The organism is Desulfosporosinus sp. FKA, assembly GCF_002196785.1.
In the GTDB taxonomy this organism is placed as follows: Bacteria; Bacillota; Desulfitobacteriia; order Desulfitobacteriales; family Desulfitobacteriaceae; genus Desulfosporosinus; species Desulfosporosinus acididurans.
The window spans coordinates 291,831-306,735 of record NZ_NAHZ01000033.1 but is presented as its reverse complement, the minus strand read 5'-3'; the positions used below and the strand labels follow the sequence as shown (position 1 = coordinate 306,735).

General features: G+C 44.2%; 12 protein-coding genes. 10 read left to right on the top strand and 2 right to left on the bottom strand.

Going from position 1 to position 14,905, the window contains the following annotated elements; translation table 11 throughout:
* Positions 1–215: 215 nt before the first annotated feature.
* The 9 genes from B5771_RS20725 to B5771_RS20685 all read left to right on the top strand — a co-directional run bounded on the left by B5771_RS20725 (position 216) and on the right by B5771_RS20685 (position 10,167).
* Entirely contained in the window at positions 216–782 is a 567-nt protein-coding gene (locus B5771_RS20725; RefSeq protein WP_053006475.1) for an HPP family protein, read from the top strand.
* Between the two features lie 51 nt (positions 783–833).
* On the top strand, positions 834–1,259 hold the full coding sequence (locus B5771_RS20720; protein WP_088189220.1) for a universal stress protein: 426 nt from the start codon (positions 834–836) through the stop codon (positions 1,257–1,259).
* Between the two features lie 65 nt (positions 1,260–1,324).
* Positions 1,325–2,650, top strand: coding sequence for an MFS transporter (locus tag B5771_RS20715; protein ID WP_088189219.1), 1,326 nt, complete (start codon positions 1,325–1,327; stop codon positions 2,648–2,650).
* Positions 2,651–2,810: 160 nt separating this feature from the next.
* Positions 2,811–5,249, top strand: coding sequence for a nitrate reductase subunit alpha (locus B5771_RS20710; RefSeq protein WP_172408333.1), 2,439 nt, complete (start codon positions 2,811–2,813; stop codon positions 5,247–5,249).
* Positions 5,250–5,381: 132 nt separating this feature from the next.
* Positions 5,382–6,497 carry a nitrate reductase subunit alpha gene (locus tag B5771_RS25235; protein WP_172408332.1) on the top strand — a complete coding sequence of 372 codons (1,116 nt, stop codon included), beginning with the start codon at positions 5,382–5,384 and terminating at the stop codon, positions 6,495–6,497.
* Entirely contained in the window at positions 6,487–7,998 is a 1,512-nt protein-coding gene (gene narH / locus B5771_RS20705; protein ID WP_088189218.1) for a nitrate reductase subunit beta, read from the top strand. Before B5771_RS25235 ends, narH begins: the two co-directional genes overlap by 11 nt.
* Positions 7,991–8,494: a nitrate reductase molybdenum cofactor assembly chaperone gene (narJ, locus tag B5771_RS20700; RefSeq protein WP_172408331.1), complete on the top strand. Its 504-nt coding sequence runs from the start codon at positions 7,991–7,993 to the stop codon at positions 8,492–8,494. The genes narH and narJ overlap by 8 nt, the downstream gene beginning before the upstream one ends.
* 19 nt (positions 8,495–8,513) lie before the next feature.
* Entirely contained in the window at positions 8,514–9,221 is a 708-nt protein-coding gene (narI, locus tag B5771_RS20695; protein WP_088189216.1) for a respiratory nitrate reductase subunit gamma, read from the top strand.
* A 523-nt stretch (positions 9,222–9,744) separates the two neighbouring features.
* A complete protein-coding gene (locus B5771_RS20685; RefSeq protein WP_088189214.1) occupies positions 9,745–10,167 on the top strand; it encodes a hemerythrin domain-containing protein in 423 nt (140 codons plus the stop codon).
* 6 nt (positions 10,168–10,173) lie between these two features.
* Here the strand turns inward: B5771_RS20685 and B5771_RS20680 are convergent, their stop codons facing one another.
* On the bottom strand, positions 10,174–11,349 hold the full coding sequence (locus tag B5771_RS20680) for an MFS transporter (RefSeq protein ID WP_088189213.1): 1,176 nt from the start codon (positions 11,347–11,349) through the stop codon (positions 10,174–10,176).
* Positions 11,350–11,380: 31 nt separating this feature from the next.
* Positions 11,381–11,740: a PadR family transcriptional regulator gene (locus tag B5771_RS20675; RefSeq protein ID WP_088189212.1), complete on the bottom strand. Its 360-nt coding sequence runs from the start codon at positions 11,738–11,740 to the stop codon at positions 11,381–11,383.
* 570 nt (positions 11,741–12,310) lie between these two features.
* Between B5771_RS20675 and B5771_RS20670 the strand changes: the two genes are divergently transcribed.
* On the top strand, positions 12,311–14,602 hold the full coding sequence (locus tag B5771_RS20670) for a hydratase (RefSeq protein ID WP_088189211.1): 2,292 nt from the start codon (positions 12,311–12,313) through the stop codon (positions 14,600–14,602).
* Positions 14,603–14,905 lie beyond the last annotated feature (303 nt).

Sequence of the window (14,905 nt, the reverse complement as noted above, 5' to 3'; positions counted from 1 at the left end):
CGGCTCAGCAATAATGTCCACTGGACATTATTATATGTGAAGCCCCGAAGTTCAGCTTTAGCTGAACGGATTAACTCAGCGAACTCGCTTTACTAATTTAAATGATAACCTAAATTGGCATGTGAGATTGTGATCTAAGTCACTACAAAACGTTATGTTTTAAGTTATTCTATAAATCAAATATAGAACAGGAGGTTTGGTTATCATTGTTTCCAATTGAGCAAGAAAATGATTCAACAGCTGCCTATGAACATAAGGTCCACCCCATTCTAAATTACTTTTTAAAAATGAGAGGATACCCCAGAACCGCACCCTTACAATCGCCCCCGCCCTTTGACATTTTTATTTCCTGGATGGGAACTTTTTTGGGAATTGGAGTAGTAGCTATCTTGTCTATGGTCTATAACATGCCCATGTTAGTGGCCTCCTTTGGTGCTTCCGCAGTTTTACTTTATGGAGTACCTGATGCTCCTCTCTCTCAACCGCGCAACGTCTTTTTCGGACACATTCTATCGGCTGCAATCGGTGTTATGACTTATCAATTTTTTGGTTTAACTTGGTGGTCTGCAGCCTTAGGGACTGCCATTGCTCTTGGCGTAATGCTCATTACCAAAACCACGCACCCGCCTGGTGGGGCAACTGCCCTCGTGGCAATTTTAAATAAAGCCACGCCTCAATACATACTGACTCCAGTTGCGGCCGGAGTAATCATTCTAATAGCAATCGCAATCATAACTAACAATCTTTCACCAAATCGCAGTTATCCTCGATATTGGGTATAAGTTAAATCTTAAAGTGAAAGGATTCATTAGTTCAATTGAGGAGGGGTTTCCATGTTTAAAAAAATTTTAATGCCTACAGATGCCTCAGAAAATTCCAACAGAGCGTTTGCCATAGCCGTAGGTATAGCACGCCAATTCAATTCGGAAATTGAACTTTTTCATGTAACATTTACACCAGAAGCTTTAGGATATGTTCTCTCAAAAGGAGTCCCGGTACCTCAAGAACAGATCAATATTAGCGGAGAGCAAGCATTACTTCGCACCCTTAACAGCACAACTTGTGAACATGTTTTGGTGCAAAAAAAACAAGTACCTGGTCACCCTGCTACAGCAATTCTTGAAGAGATAAAAAAAGAACATATAGACCTTGTGGTGATGGGAAGCCGGGGTTATGGTCCCATAAGCGGCTCCCTTATGGGCAGTGTTAGCCAGCGGGTTCTCCATGGGGCGGCTTGCCCCGTTCTCATTGTTAAATAATGCTCATGACGATCATTACATCATCGCAAATCCACTACTGAAACATTAGAAAGAAGAGATAGCAGATGAGCGTAAAAGAAATTAGCACCAGACTTCAACTAAAGAGCAATCCCCTGGGCGGACTATCGATGGCAACCTTTGGCTTTTTTATAGGCTTTGCAGCGGTATCGCTCTTCGGACCGGTCACTAAAAACTTCAATCAACTCATGCACATGCCGGGATTGCTTCTCGGATTATTAATCGCGGCTCCCAATCTAACAGGTTCCTTATTAAGAATTCCCTTTGGAGCTTGGGTCGATAAAGTTGGCGGTAAAAAACCCTTTATTATCTTGTTAATCTTATCTCTTATAGGAATGGCCGGATTGACTGCTATTCTTGTCCTCTACTACCCCCAAGGAATCACACTGAAAATGTATCCTGTTATCTTCTTCTTTGGCCTCTTAAGCGGCAGCGGTATCGCCACTTTTTCGGTGGGCGTTCCGCAGACATCATATTGGTTTCCTCAGAAAAAACAAGGAATGGCTCTCGGAGCCTATGGCGGGTTAGGAAATACTGCCCCGGGACTATTCGGAATTATTCTTCCTTTTGCTTTAGTTGGTTTGGGGTTAACTGGTTCCTATGCTGCCTGGTTCATATTTCTCTTAATCGGAACTGTCATTTATGCCATATTTGCTCATGACGCCTACTATTTTCAATTGCTCAAGCAAGGCAAAACCCCTGAGGAAGCCAAAAAAACCGCTCAAGAACTTGGACAAGAGCTTTTCCCGTCCGGTCAAGTCAAAGAAGCTCTCAAGATCTCAGCCCGAAATCCCCGGACTTGGTTGTTAGTGATCCTCTACTTCACTTCTTTTGGCGGCTTTTTAGCCTTAACCGGATGGTTTCCTACCTATTGGAACCAATACTTTGGGATTAATGTAACTGAAGCCGGGTTATTAATGGCCCTGGGATTTTCAATACTTGCCTCATTTATCCGAGTTTATGGCGGTCACCTCAGTGATAAATTCGGCGGCGAGTCCACGGCAATTATCAGTTATTTAATCGTATTAATCGGTGCCCTTATTCTTATCGTTACAAGTCAATTTTGGTTCGCCCTCCTGGGAGAAATTATTATTGGTATTGGTATGGGCACAGCCAATGCCGCCGTCTTTAAACTCGTGCCTAAATATGTATCCAATGCCCCAGGCGGAGCAAGTGGCTGGGTTGGAGGCTTAGGTGCATTCGGAGGATTTGTAGTCCCTCCCCTATTGGGAATTTTCACGGACCTATATGGCAAAAAAGGTTATGCTCTAGGTTTCTGGGTTTATGTAGTCCTGGCTGTTATCGCCATTCTAGTCTCCTTCTTGTTAAAAACCTGGTCTAAAGAGAACTTAGCTGGTACTCGAAGACACTAACATCGCATGAATTCAACAGACATGAAAGGCATCTTCTCCCACAGAAGTGAGCGAATTCTCCGGAAAGGCAGTTCAGCTCTCAAAACTTCGTGGGGAAGCGAAGCCGCAGGTTTACCTCAGGTATTACCCGAACTATACCACTGTCGGAAGGAGAACATCAATGAAGAAGAAATTGTCTCCTCTTGGGAAAAAACTGCGATTTTTTCAACCCAAAGAGACCTATTCCAATGATTGGAGTGAACTAAGCTCACAGGATCGAGAATGGGAAGCCCTCTATCGGCGGCGCTGGCAGCATGATAAAGAGGTACGTACAACTCATGGGGTTAACTGTACAGGCTCCTGCAGCTGGAAGGTTTTTGTGAAAAACGGAATCATCACCTGGGAAAATCAATGTACGGATTATCCCGCAACCAGCCCCGACATGCCGGACTATGAGCCGCGGGGCTGCCCGCGGGGTGCTTCCTTTTCCTGGTACTCCTACAGCCCTTTAAGAGTTAAGTACCCTTATATTCGAGGAATATTGCTTAAATTATGGCGCGAGGCGCTGAACAAAACCGGTGATCCTGTCTTGGCCTGGAAAAGCATCGTCGAAGATCCGGAAAAAGCCAAAGCCTATAAATCGGCTCGGGGAAAAGGCGGTCTGGTACGAGCTTCCTGGGAAGAAGCTTGCACGATCATCGCTGCCATGATGATTTATACGATTCAAACTTACGGGCCTGACCGGCTGGCCGGGTTCACCCCCATTCCGGCTATGTCTATGGTCAGTTATGCCGGAGGATCACGTTTTTTATCTTTAATTGGAGCACCCATGCTCAGTTTTTATGACTGGTACGCTGACCTGCCGCCGGCGTCTCCACAAGTTTGGGGGGATCAGACGGATGTTCCGGAAAGCGGTGATTGGTATAACGCCGGTTATATTATCATGTGGGGATCCAACGTTCCCTTAACACGCACACCGGATGCTCATTTCATGACAGAAGTCCGTTATAAGGGAACGAAGGTCGTCAGCGTCAGTCCCGACTATGCGGAATCGGTTCGTTTTGCTGATCATTGGCTGGCGGTAAATCCCGGAACTGACGGCGCCTTGGCTCAAGCCATGACTCATGTGATTTTGAAAGAATTCTATATAGAAAATGCCAGCGATTATTTTCTAGACTATGCTAAAAAATTCACGGATTTACCCTATCTGCTTCTCTTGGAAAAGAAAGACGACACGTTTGTTGCAGACCGTTTTCTGCGAGCCTCAGATCTTGGTATGCCTCTGAACAAGGCTGAGTGGAAAACTGTTGTTTTGGATCAAGCAACTCAACAATTCGTCATCCCCAAAGGAAGTATTGGACACCGCTGGGAAAATGAAGGTACCTGGAACCTGAAACCGGAAGACGAAGCGGGACATGCCTATCAACCGACCCTGTCTCTGCTGGGTGTGGAAGATCTGGTTGTTTCTCTTGATCTGCCCTATTTCGATGATCATCAAAATTCCCTTATCCGACGTTCCGTACCGGTCAAACAAATTGAACAACAGGGCAAAACGCTTTATGTAACCACAGTTTACGATGTCATGCTGGCCAACTACGGAATCAACCGCGGCTTGCCGGGAGATTATCCTCTCGATTACCAGGACCTAAAGCCGTATACGCCTGGCTGGCAGGAACAATTTACCGGAATCAAAGGCGATTTGGTAATTCAAATTGCCCGGGAGTTTGCCCAAAATGCCGTCGATACTCAAGGACGGTCTATGATCATCATGGGCGCAGGCATTAACCATTGGTATAATTCCGATACCACTTACCGGGCCATCTTGAATCTCATTCTTCTGACCGGTACTCAAGGCGTCAACGGCGGCGGTTGGGCTCACTATGTCGGTCAAGAGAAAGTTCGTCCGCTGGAAGGCTGGCAGACCGTGGCTTTTGCCAGAGACTGGACTCTGCCGCCGCGTTTTCAGAATGGCACGTCCTATTACTATTTCGCGACAGATCAATGGCGTTATGAAGAATTACCTCTGCAAGAGTTGACGTCGGCAACTATAAAGCAGCCTCGTTATCAGCATCCAGCAGATTATAATGCCCTGGCCGTACGATTAGGCTGGCTGCCTTGCTATCCTCAATTCAATCGCAGCTCTCTTCAATTAGCTGATGAGGCCAAAGATCAAGGCGCTGTCACCAATGAAGAGGTCCTGCAATACGTAGTCAACGAGCTGAAAAGCGGCAAAATGGAATTCGCCGTTGAAGACCCGGATAATCCTGTCAATTACCCGCGAGGATTGTTTGTTTGGAGGGCCAATCTTATTTCCAGTTCGGGAAAAGGTCACGATTATTTTTTAAAACATTTCTTAGGAACCTCCCATGGCATCCTGGGAAATGACCGGCAGACCCTTAAAACCGAAGAAGTGAGATGGCGTGATCAAGCCCCTGAGGGTAAATTAGATCTACTGGTCGATCTGGAATTCCGAATGTCCGGAACAGCTCTTTATTCAGATATTGTTCTGCCGGCAGCGACTTGGTATGAGAAATGCGATTTGAGCAGTACTGATATGCATCCCTTTGTTCATCCTTTCAACCCTGCCATTAACCCTCCCTGGGAAACTAAGACGGACTGAGATATTTTCAAAGGGTTAGCTCAGAGGTTTTCCGATCTGGCAGCAACCTATCTGCCGAACAGCAAAAAAGATATTGTAGCTTCTCCTCTTCTCCATGATTCTCCTGATGAAATTGCCCAGCCCTTCGGCAAGGTGAGAGATTGGAAGAAAGGCGAGATTGAAGCCATACCCGGTCAGACCATGCCGAAATTCCTGATTGTAGAAAGGGATTACCCGCAAATCTATGACAAGTTTATTTCTCTCGGACCTTTGGCCGAGAAAAATCCCCTGGGAGCCCATGGTTTATTCTATTCCTCCCAGGGCATGTATGAAGAGCTCAAGAAAATCAATGGAACTATCCAGAGAGATGGGGTCGCTTCCGGACGGCCTTGTCTGGAATTTGACCGTCAGACCGTTGAAACCATTCTGGCACTGTCCAGTGCTACTAACGGAACATTAGCCTTGCGAGCTTGGCAGGCTGAAGAAGCAAAAACAGGTCTCTCCCTGCAGGACATTGTCGCGGACCGCGCCGGAGAACGTTTTAACTTGGCAAGTATCACAGCTCAACCGAAGGAAGTCATCTCTTCCCCCATTTTCAGCGGCAACACCCAAGGAAAACGCAGGTATTCACCTTTTACTACGAATATTGAGCGCTTGGTGCCGTTTCGAACGCTGACGGGACGCCAGCACTTCTATACCGACCATGAAATCATGCTGGAATATGGCGAAGGATTGCCTATCTTTAAACCGGCACTGCCCAATCTGGCCTTCGCTGCTCATGAGCAAGCTCCCGATGTCTCTGCTAAAACATTGCAATTACGTTATTTGACCCCCCATGGAAAATGGAATATCCATAGTATGTACGGCGATTCTCTCATCATGCAAACTCTGTTTCGCGGAGGCCCAACGGTTTGGCTCAATAACGAAGATGCCGACACCATTGATGTCAAGGACAACGACTGGATCGAATTATTTAACCGCAACGGCGTCGTGGTAGCCCGAGCTGTCGTTAGTCACCGCATTCCTCGTGGGACAACGTATATGTACCATGCTCAGGATAAGACCTTAAACACACCGGGTTCACCCCTCAGTCACGAACGCGGCGGAACGCATAACAGTCCGACGCGGATTCATCTGAAACCGACCCACGTCATCGGCGGTTACGCCCAGTTTAGTTATGGTTTCAACTATTACGGACCCACCGGCAATCAACGGGATCTGAAAGTCGTTATTCGTAAACTTGAGGAGGTGTCCTGGCTTGAAGATTAAAGCGCAAATTGCCATGGTCATCAATTTGGATAAATGTATCGGCTGCCATACTTGCAGTGTAACCTGCAAAAATACCTGGACCAATCGTCCGGGAACTGAGTACACCTGGTTCAATAATGTGGAAACTAAACCGGGCATTGGTTACCCGCGCGAATGGGAAAATCAAGATAAGTACCGGGGCGGCTGGGTCAGAAAAAATAACGGCAGCTTAGAGTTGAAGGCCGGAAATAAGCTTACGAAACTCTTAAACATTTTTCATAACCCTGATCTTCCGGTTTTAGATGATTATTATGAACCATGGACCTATAACTATGAGAATTTAACCAATAGCCCCAGCCGAAAACACCAGCCCATTGCCCGGCCTCAATCGTTAATTACCGGCGAAACCATGGAATTAACCTGGGGACCAAACTGGGAAGATGATCTGGCCGGTGCCCAAATTACAGGTAAAAAGGACGTTAACCTCAAAACACTTCAAGAAAAGATCCGCTTTACCTTCGAAGAAACCTTTATGCTGCATTTGCCGCGTCTCTGTGAGCATTGTCTAAATCCGGCCTGTGTCGCCTCCTGCCCCTCCGGCGCCATTTACAAACGGGACGAAGACGGAATCATTCTCGTAGATCAAGAAGCCTGCCGGGGCTGGCGCTTCTGCATGTCCGGCTGCCCGTACAAAAAGGTGTACTTTAACTGGAAAACCCAAAAAGCCGAAAAATGCACCCTTTGTTTTCCACGCTTAGAAGCCGGACTGCCTACCGTATGTTCCGAAACTTGCTCAGGACGGGTACGTTATGTCGGAGTGCTTCTTTATGATGCCGACCGTATCCAGGAGACCGCTTCCTCAGATGAGACAGACCTCTACAAAAATCATTTGAGTTTGTTTTTAGACCCCAGGGATCCCAAGGTCATTACTCAAGCTCAAAAGGACGGCATCAGTGACGATTGGCTGGCGGCTGCCCAAAAATCACCGATCTACCAATTAGCGATTGAGCATGGCATAGCCTTACCCCTCCATCCCGAATATCGGACGTTGCCCATGGTCTGGTATATTCCTCCTTTAAGTCCCATTATGCGGGCTTTTGAAGGAAATAGTGCGCAGGATATTTTCCCAGCCATTGACCAAATGCGCATCCCCCTCGATTATTTAGCCAATTTACTGACCGCCGGGAACCGTGAAGTAATCAGCTTGGTGCTTAAAAAAATGACGGCCTTGCGTCAATATATGCGTAACCTTCATGTCAATAGGGAACAAAAGCTGCAAATTCCGGCCGAATTAGGGATAACGGAAAGCGGAATGCAATCTCTTTATCATTTATTAGCCATCGCCAAATACTCAGACCGTTTTGTGATTCCTACGGCACATAGAGAACAATTTGACGATCTCTATGCTGAACAAGGAACAACCGGATATTCCTTTGCCCAAGACTGCTCAACCTGCAGTACAGATAAAGATTCTGGCCTTAACAGCGACTTCTTCTCATTCAGAGGTACCTCTAATGAATAACAATCAGCTGAATAGCAACCAACGTCTATTTCAAATCCTCTCGCTTCTCTTCAGTTATCCGGAAGAATGGTTAGACTTTGATATCTTAAGCGAAACCTCTGCTCTGGAAAACACAGAAGCTGCTCTTTTTCTTCAGGAGTTTATGGGAATCATGGAGCAGAAAGAACGACAGACAATTATAGATGACTATATAAACCTCTTTGACTTCCATGAAAAGGTCAATCTTTATCTCACGTCTGCCCTCGATGAGCGGCAACGCGGACAAGTTATGGCTGATCTGAAAGGATTCTATGCCGGCGCCGGATTGTTAATGACCGATAAGGAGCTTCCTGATTACCTTCCCCTTGTTTTAGAGTATTGCTCCTTGTCCCCGAAAGAATCGCAAAATCTTCTGGCTCGCTTTAGACCTGCTTTGGAACGTTTAAAACAAAGCTTAGATGAAGCCAATAGTCCCTATATCTGCTTATTGAAGGCTCTATTTCCAACTATGGATTAAAGCAAGGAGGTGTATTGACTTGTGGAATCAATTTTGGTGGGTTATTTTTCCTTACTTGATGTTAGCCCTTTTCGTTTCGGGACATATATATCGTTATAATACCGACCAATTAGGGTGGACTGCAAAATCAAGTGAGTTTTTAGAAAAGAACTACCTTAAGTGGGGCAGCATCTTATTTCATGTCGGAGTATTACTGGTTTTCGGCGGACATGTTGCCGGCTTATTAATCCCTAAAACATTTACGGACAGTATAGGTATTTCGGAAAAAATCTTTCACGCCAGTGCTATTACTACCGGCGGCGCAGCCGGGGTAATTACTCTTATAGGTATTGTTCTCCTTTCTCTTCGTCGTTTGACCGTTAAGCGCGTACGCCTAACCAGTAGTTTTACCGACATTATAGTGGCTATTCTTTTGTTGCTGATTATCGCGATGGGAGTTTACAACACCTTAGGCTTCAATCTTTTAGCCAAAAGCGACTTTAACTATCGCGAAACGGTGGCTCCTTGGTTGCGAGGGCTGCTGGTCTTTGCCCCAGACCCATCGCTTATGAAAACAGTGCCTCTTTTCTTCCGGCTCCATATCATCTTAGCCTTCGCTCTTTTTGGATTATGGCCATTTACTCGTTTGGTCCATGTCTGGAGCGTCCCTTTAGAATATTTCAAACGCAGCTATATTATTTATCGCAGTCATAGGCAAATTTCTCGCCACGCTCCGAAAGGTAAATAATCTGCAACATATCCGCATCAGGCCGTGAACTCGAAGGACCACCCCCCACTTACAAGAAGTGGGGGCCTTAAAAACTGGATAAAGGCGTTCTCACTTCACTCAGTAGTTTAGCGAGAACGCCTTTGGCTATTTACCCCCACTCCAGATTTCACCCCTCTTTCGTGATATGAATCACAGATACTAATGATGTATATCACTTAGCTCAGAGATTCCAGTCACAGTTTATTTTCCCTTGACAAGTTATAGTTACTATAGAGGTGAACGTAATGTATCAATCAAACTATGATTCAAGCAAGGAATTTAAAAAACTAATCATTGTTATTGAGAACCTACGCAAACAGCTAACAAGTGAAGTGAGACGAAGAAAGGGGCTCCTCAATCCCGAAGTTATAAAATTAAGTCAGGAGTTGGATACATCTATAAATCAGTTTTATAAGCTTTCTATAGATATAGGCCTGAAATAGGTCAGTCGAATACATAACAGTGAATTAAACAATTTTGCATATAAAGGAGTGCACTAGCTATGAACCTCGATAATCTCAAGAGACAACATCACGAAATAACTCAGTTAATTAATGAAATTGAAAATCTATTGCTTCAGGACGTAACCGCTAAATCGTTTGAAATATCTCTAAAAATTGGTACACTGGCAGGAAAGCTGTCGATCCATCTTAAGTCGGAAGATGATTATCTTTACCCCTCCTTAAAAGCTTCAGAAGATGAGCGCCTAAAAACAACTGTAAATTTGTTTAATGAAGAAATGGCAAACATTGCTTTATCCTTTGCAAACTATAAGGCAAACTATATTTCAAGTGCTCATATCAGAAAGAACATTACCCAGTTTGTTAATGAAACGCGTTCCATAATCTCCCGCTTAAGAATTCGCCTTAATCATGAAGACAAACAGCTCTATCCTTTGGTAGAAAAACTAGTGAAAACCCTGTAATCTTAATCACTCAGCATTAAAATTAGTCTTTAAACGAATCACAAAGGGAATACTGAAAAGGACAGCAAAAGCGGAAACATAAAGGCCAATGGTTGCCGAATAATGGTCAGCTATTAAACCCATCAGGGCCACCCCAAAAGTTCCTAATGTATTTCCGATCCCCAAAGTCAATCCTGAAGCCATGCCTTTATTTTCCGGAAAAAGGGCTTGGCCAAAAACCATAACCACTGAACTGGTAGAATATAGTGAGGCACCCAGAAGCGCCACTAAGACAAAGGAGAGAAACAAAGTATGCACATTTAAGAACAGCAACAGCCAAAGACAGGAAAGGAGCGCCGAGGCAATTAATACCGGTTTAGGACCAATAATATCCGATAATGCCCCCCCAGCAACATTTCCGAAGCTTCCAGCCATAAATAATAGTGATAAGAGTGTGGCTGTATCTGTAAGCTTATAGCCTAAAGAGTGCCAAAGTATAGGAACTAGGGTCAAGGTCGTCAATGAGGTCATATTGCGCAGGGCAACAACCACCAGGAGACTGCCGGCCTTGTGCAAACCAAGCTTAAATTCCGGAGTTAAAACCTTACCTTGGCGCGGCTTAGGTGCTGGAGGCGGTGACATTGCCCAAAACATGACTAATGCCATAAGCAGACCAGGAACTGCAACAAAGAAAAGTCCGCGCCGGCCTCCCAGAAGGAAAGCAGTACTTGCTAAAAATGGAGCAATAGCACGGCCAAAATTCCCCCCGATCATGAACAGACTCATTCCGAATCCTTTACGTTTGCCGGTGATATCACTTACGAGAGCGGATGCATGCGGATGAAACGCTGCATTGCCTAGGCCACTGATAAGCAATAAGAAAAGCAGCATAACATAAGATGGAGCCCATCCAAAGGCAAATGCAGCCAAAGTACTCCCTAAGGCAAGTCCCCCAACGACAAATTTTCTGCCGCCGGATCGGTCCGCCCAATACCCCATCAACGGTTGAAGCAGTTGGGCACTTAGCGCAGAAACAGTGCTGATCAGACCTGCCGCAGCGGTATTAAAACTAAGTTGGGCCATCAAAGCCGGCAATAACACCGGATATAGATTGGGGTAAGTGTCATTAATCATATGACTAACAGTAAAAACGAGTGTCCTCCCGATAGAATGACTTGAAGTAACTGATCTCTTCTCCTCCATATGAATTACTCCTCTCTAGATCTGTCCCATATTACTCATCTGCAGAATCGGTGTTCTGAAGAAGAGTTTGATATGCCTCGAAAAAAAACTGAAAATTGTCCATGCGCATTTTTATATCTTTAAAATAGTCTTCGAGTCGTTCCCATCCTTTAACTGTAATGAAATAAAACCTCTTCGGCTGACCAGCGTCATGAACATCCCAGCGTGATTCAATGCATCCTTCACCTTCAAGGGCACGTAAAGTACGGTAAATCATGGCACTGTCTCCTAAAAAATGTGGCATTTCTCGTTTCATAGCAGCCAGAAGAGATCCTCCGTAATCTGATTTTCCAGCTAAAAAAAGCAAGATAAACGCCGGGGCATGCCGTGGGGCATACTCTTTTTTGCTCATAGATCAGCATCTCTCTTTACATTAATGTTTTTTACAGTATAGTGTATTTTACACTACAAATTAATTTATGTAAATAATAGCTTAAGATATAACTCCATGCCTCTACTACTAAGGTTTCAATTTCAAAGTGCCTAGACGTCTATCCAAGGAAAAAATACTAATGACATATCAATCCGGATATTATATCTGGATTTTTTTATTCAATCGTAAGACTCCCACTTCTTGTAAGTGAGAGTGGGTCCCCCAATATTATCTTTAAACTTTAAAAATGCCAAAGCAAAGTTTAAACAAATTACTCAATTTTAAGCTAGCAAAATAATACTGTATAATTCTCTTAGCACTACTTAGGTTTAGTAAAATAAATGATATAATCAGAAAGAAAAACTAGAATGGACTATTGAGGTGATACAAAGAAGTTAATCTTTGCGACTCTTTATTAAGTGTATTTCTAGATCGATTTTTAACGTGATTCGAAATAATTCAAAGATTTAAGATTGATGTTTCAATCTGCCTCATGTTATTTAACTCGAGACTACCGAAAGTCTATACTTTTTATTCTTAGGAGGATTTATGATTCGTATTATTAACCATGGAACATATCTTTTAAAAGGAAAAGATTTGTTAGAAAAAGAAAATGCCGCTATAGCTGATCGAAACTTGGAACCTCAAAGTGCTCGTAAAAATACTATCGCGTATAAAATACTTTCACAACACAACACTTCTGGTGACAATAAAACGATAAAAATTCGCTTCGACGCTCTGGCTTCACATGATATTACCTATGTAGGAATCATTCAGACCGCTCGTGCCAGCGGACTAACCAAGTTTCCGATACCATATGCTTTAACCAATTGCCATAACAGCCTGTGTGCAGTTGGGGGAACGATTAATGAGGACGATCATGTTTTCGGGCTATCAGCGGCCCAAAAATATGGCGGCATCTATGTTCCCGCTCATCAGGCCGTCATTCATCAATATGTAAGAGAAACAATGACCCGCTGCGGAACTATGATTCTCGGATCAGACAGTCACACTAGATATGGTGCCCTGGGGACGATGGGGATTGGTGAAGGCGGCCCGGAATTAGTTAAACAGATCTTAGAAAAAACCTATGATCTAACTTATCCTGAAATTATTGCTATATATATGAAAGGCAAACCCAGACCGGGTGTAGGCCCGCAGGATATTGCCCTTGCTATTATCGGTGCCGTATTTAAGCGTGGTTTCGTCAAAAATAAGGTCCTGGAATTTGTTGGTCCGGGGATTGAGAATTTATCGATGGATTTCAGAAACGGCATTGATGTTATGACAACAGAAACTGCTTGCTTAAGTTCAATTTGGACTACAGATGACAAGGTCAAAGAATACTTTGCCATCCATGGACGTGCCGAATCTTATGCTAAGCTGGAACCGGGAGAAATAGCTTACTACGACGGAGCAATTATTGTCGATCTGGACAAAGTCGTCCCCATGATAGCTTTGCCATTTCATCCAAGTAATGTGTATAGCATCGCTGAATTAAACCAAAACCTCTCTGATATCTTACGAGTTGTTGAAGAAGAAGGCCAGAAACAAATCGATAACCCGTCATTACAGTTTAACCTGACGAAGAATATTGACAACGGCAGATTAAAAGTTGACCAAGCCATTGTTGCCGGATGTGCAGGCGGTTCTTATGAAAACCTTGTTGACGTTGCCTCAATCGTGGAAAATCATTCTTTAGGAAATGACAGCTTGTCCTTAAGTGTCTATCCGGCAAGCCAGCCAATCTATCTTGAATTGGTCAAAAACGGAACGATGGCCAAATTAATGACTGCCGGAGCTATTATAAAAACTGCCTTTTGCGGACCATGTTTTGGCGCGGGTGACGTACCGGCTAACGGTAATCTTAGTATAAGACATGCAACTCGTAACTTCCCCAATCGTGAAGGATCAAAACCCGGTGATGGACAGCTTTCCTCAGTTGCCCTGATGGATGCCCGGTCTATTGCTGCAACAGCTGTTAACGGAGGATATTTAACACCTGCGACTGACCTTGATTTTGCCCCAGCCAATTTGCCTTATAGCTTCGACCGTAAAATTTACGCTAATAGGGTCTATAACGGATTCAGTCAACCGCAGCCGGAAAAAGGATTAAAATTCGGGCCCAATATTGCTGAGTGGCCAAAGATGATCGCCCTGCCGAAGAATCTGCTGTTAAAGGTGGCTTGTGTGATTAACGATCCGGTCACAACGACTGATGAGCTAATTCCATCCGGCGAGACGTCCTCCTATCGTTCAAATCCGCTGAAACTTGCCGAATTCACGTTATCGCGAAAAGACCCCCAATATGTTGAAAGAGCTAAAGGGGTTCAAAAAGTTGAGTTGGAACGTCAAAACTATGTTTCCAATGATACCTCACTTCTTTCCCCTTCATTAAAAGAACTTTGTGCTTTCTTAACAAGCCTTCCTTTAGAAAAAGCGGAGGAAGTTCTTAAAGAAACAGGAATTGGTACAACCATTTTCGCGGTAAAACCTGGAGATGGTTCGGCCAGAGAACAAGCCGCTTCTTGCCAGAAGGTTTTAGGCGGTTGGGCCAATATTGCTGCAGAATATGCCACTAAGCGTTATCGCAGTAACTTAATCAACTGGGGCATACTGTCTTTTACACTGCGTAATCCTGATCAAATTGGTTTTGGAGTTGACGATCTCATCTTCATCCCCAATGTCAAAGAAAAGTTAATGAACGGAGATGAAATTTTCCCTGTTCAAGTTATCAGCCCCCAAGGAAATCGCGCTATAGAATTGATGTTGACCAATCTAACCAAAGAGGAAAGAGAAATCATTCTTAGCGGATGCTTAATCAACTATTATTCTAAGTAAACGATTATGATAGGTAACCAGTGACCTCGTTCAGCTAAAGCTAAACATCGGGGCTTCGGTGGGACTCTCCCCCCACCGAAGCAGGGGATGGGAACCACTCCCACTTGTAGAAGTGGTCTTGCGATTGGATAAATGGTCAAAATAATCATGAAGGGTGTAAATCGGCTGGTTCTGCCGATTTACACCCTTAAATTTTTTCTGATACGGCTAATACTAAGTGCTAAAATAATATAATCTAATTTTGAAAACGAATATCTCCTGATACGTCCAGAGCCCCTTACATTATAATCTGACTACAATATT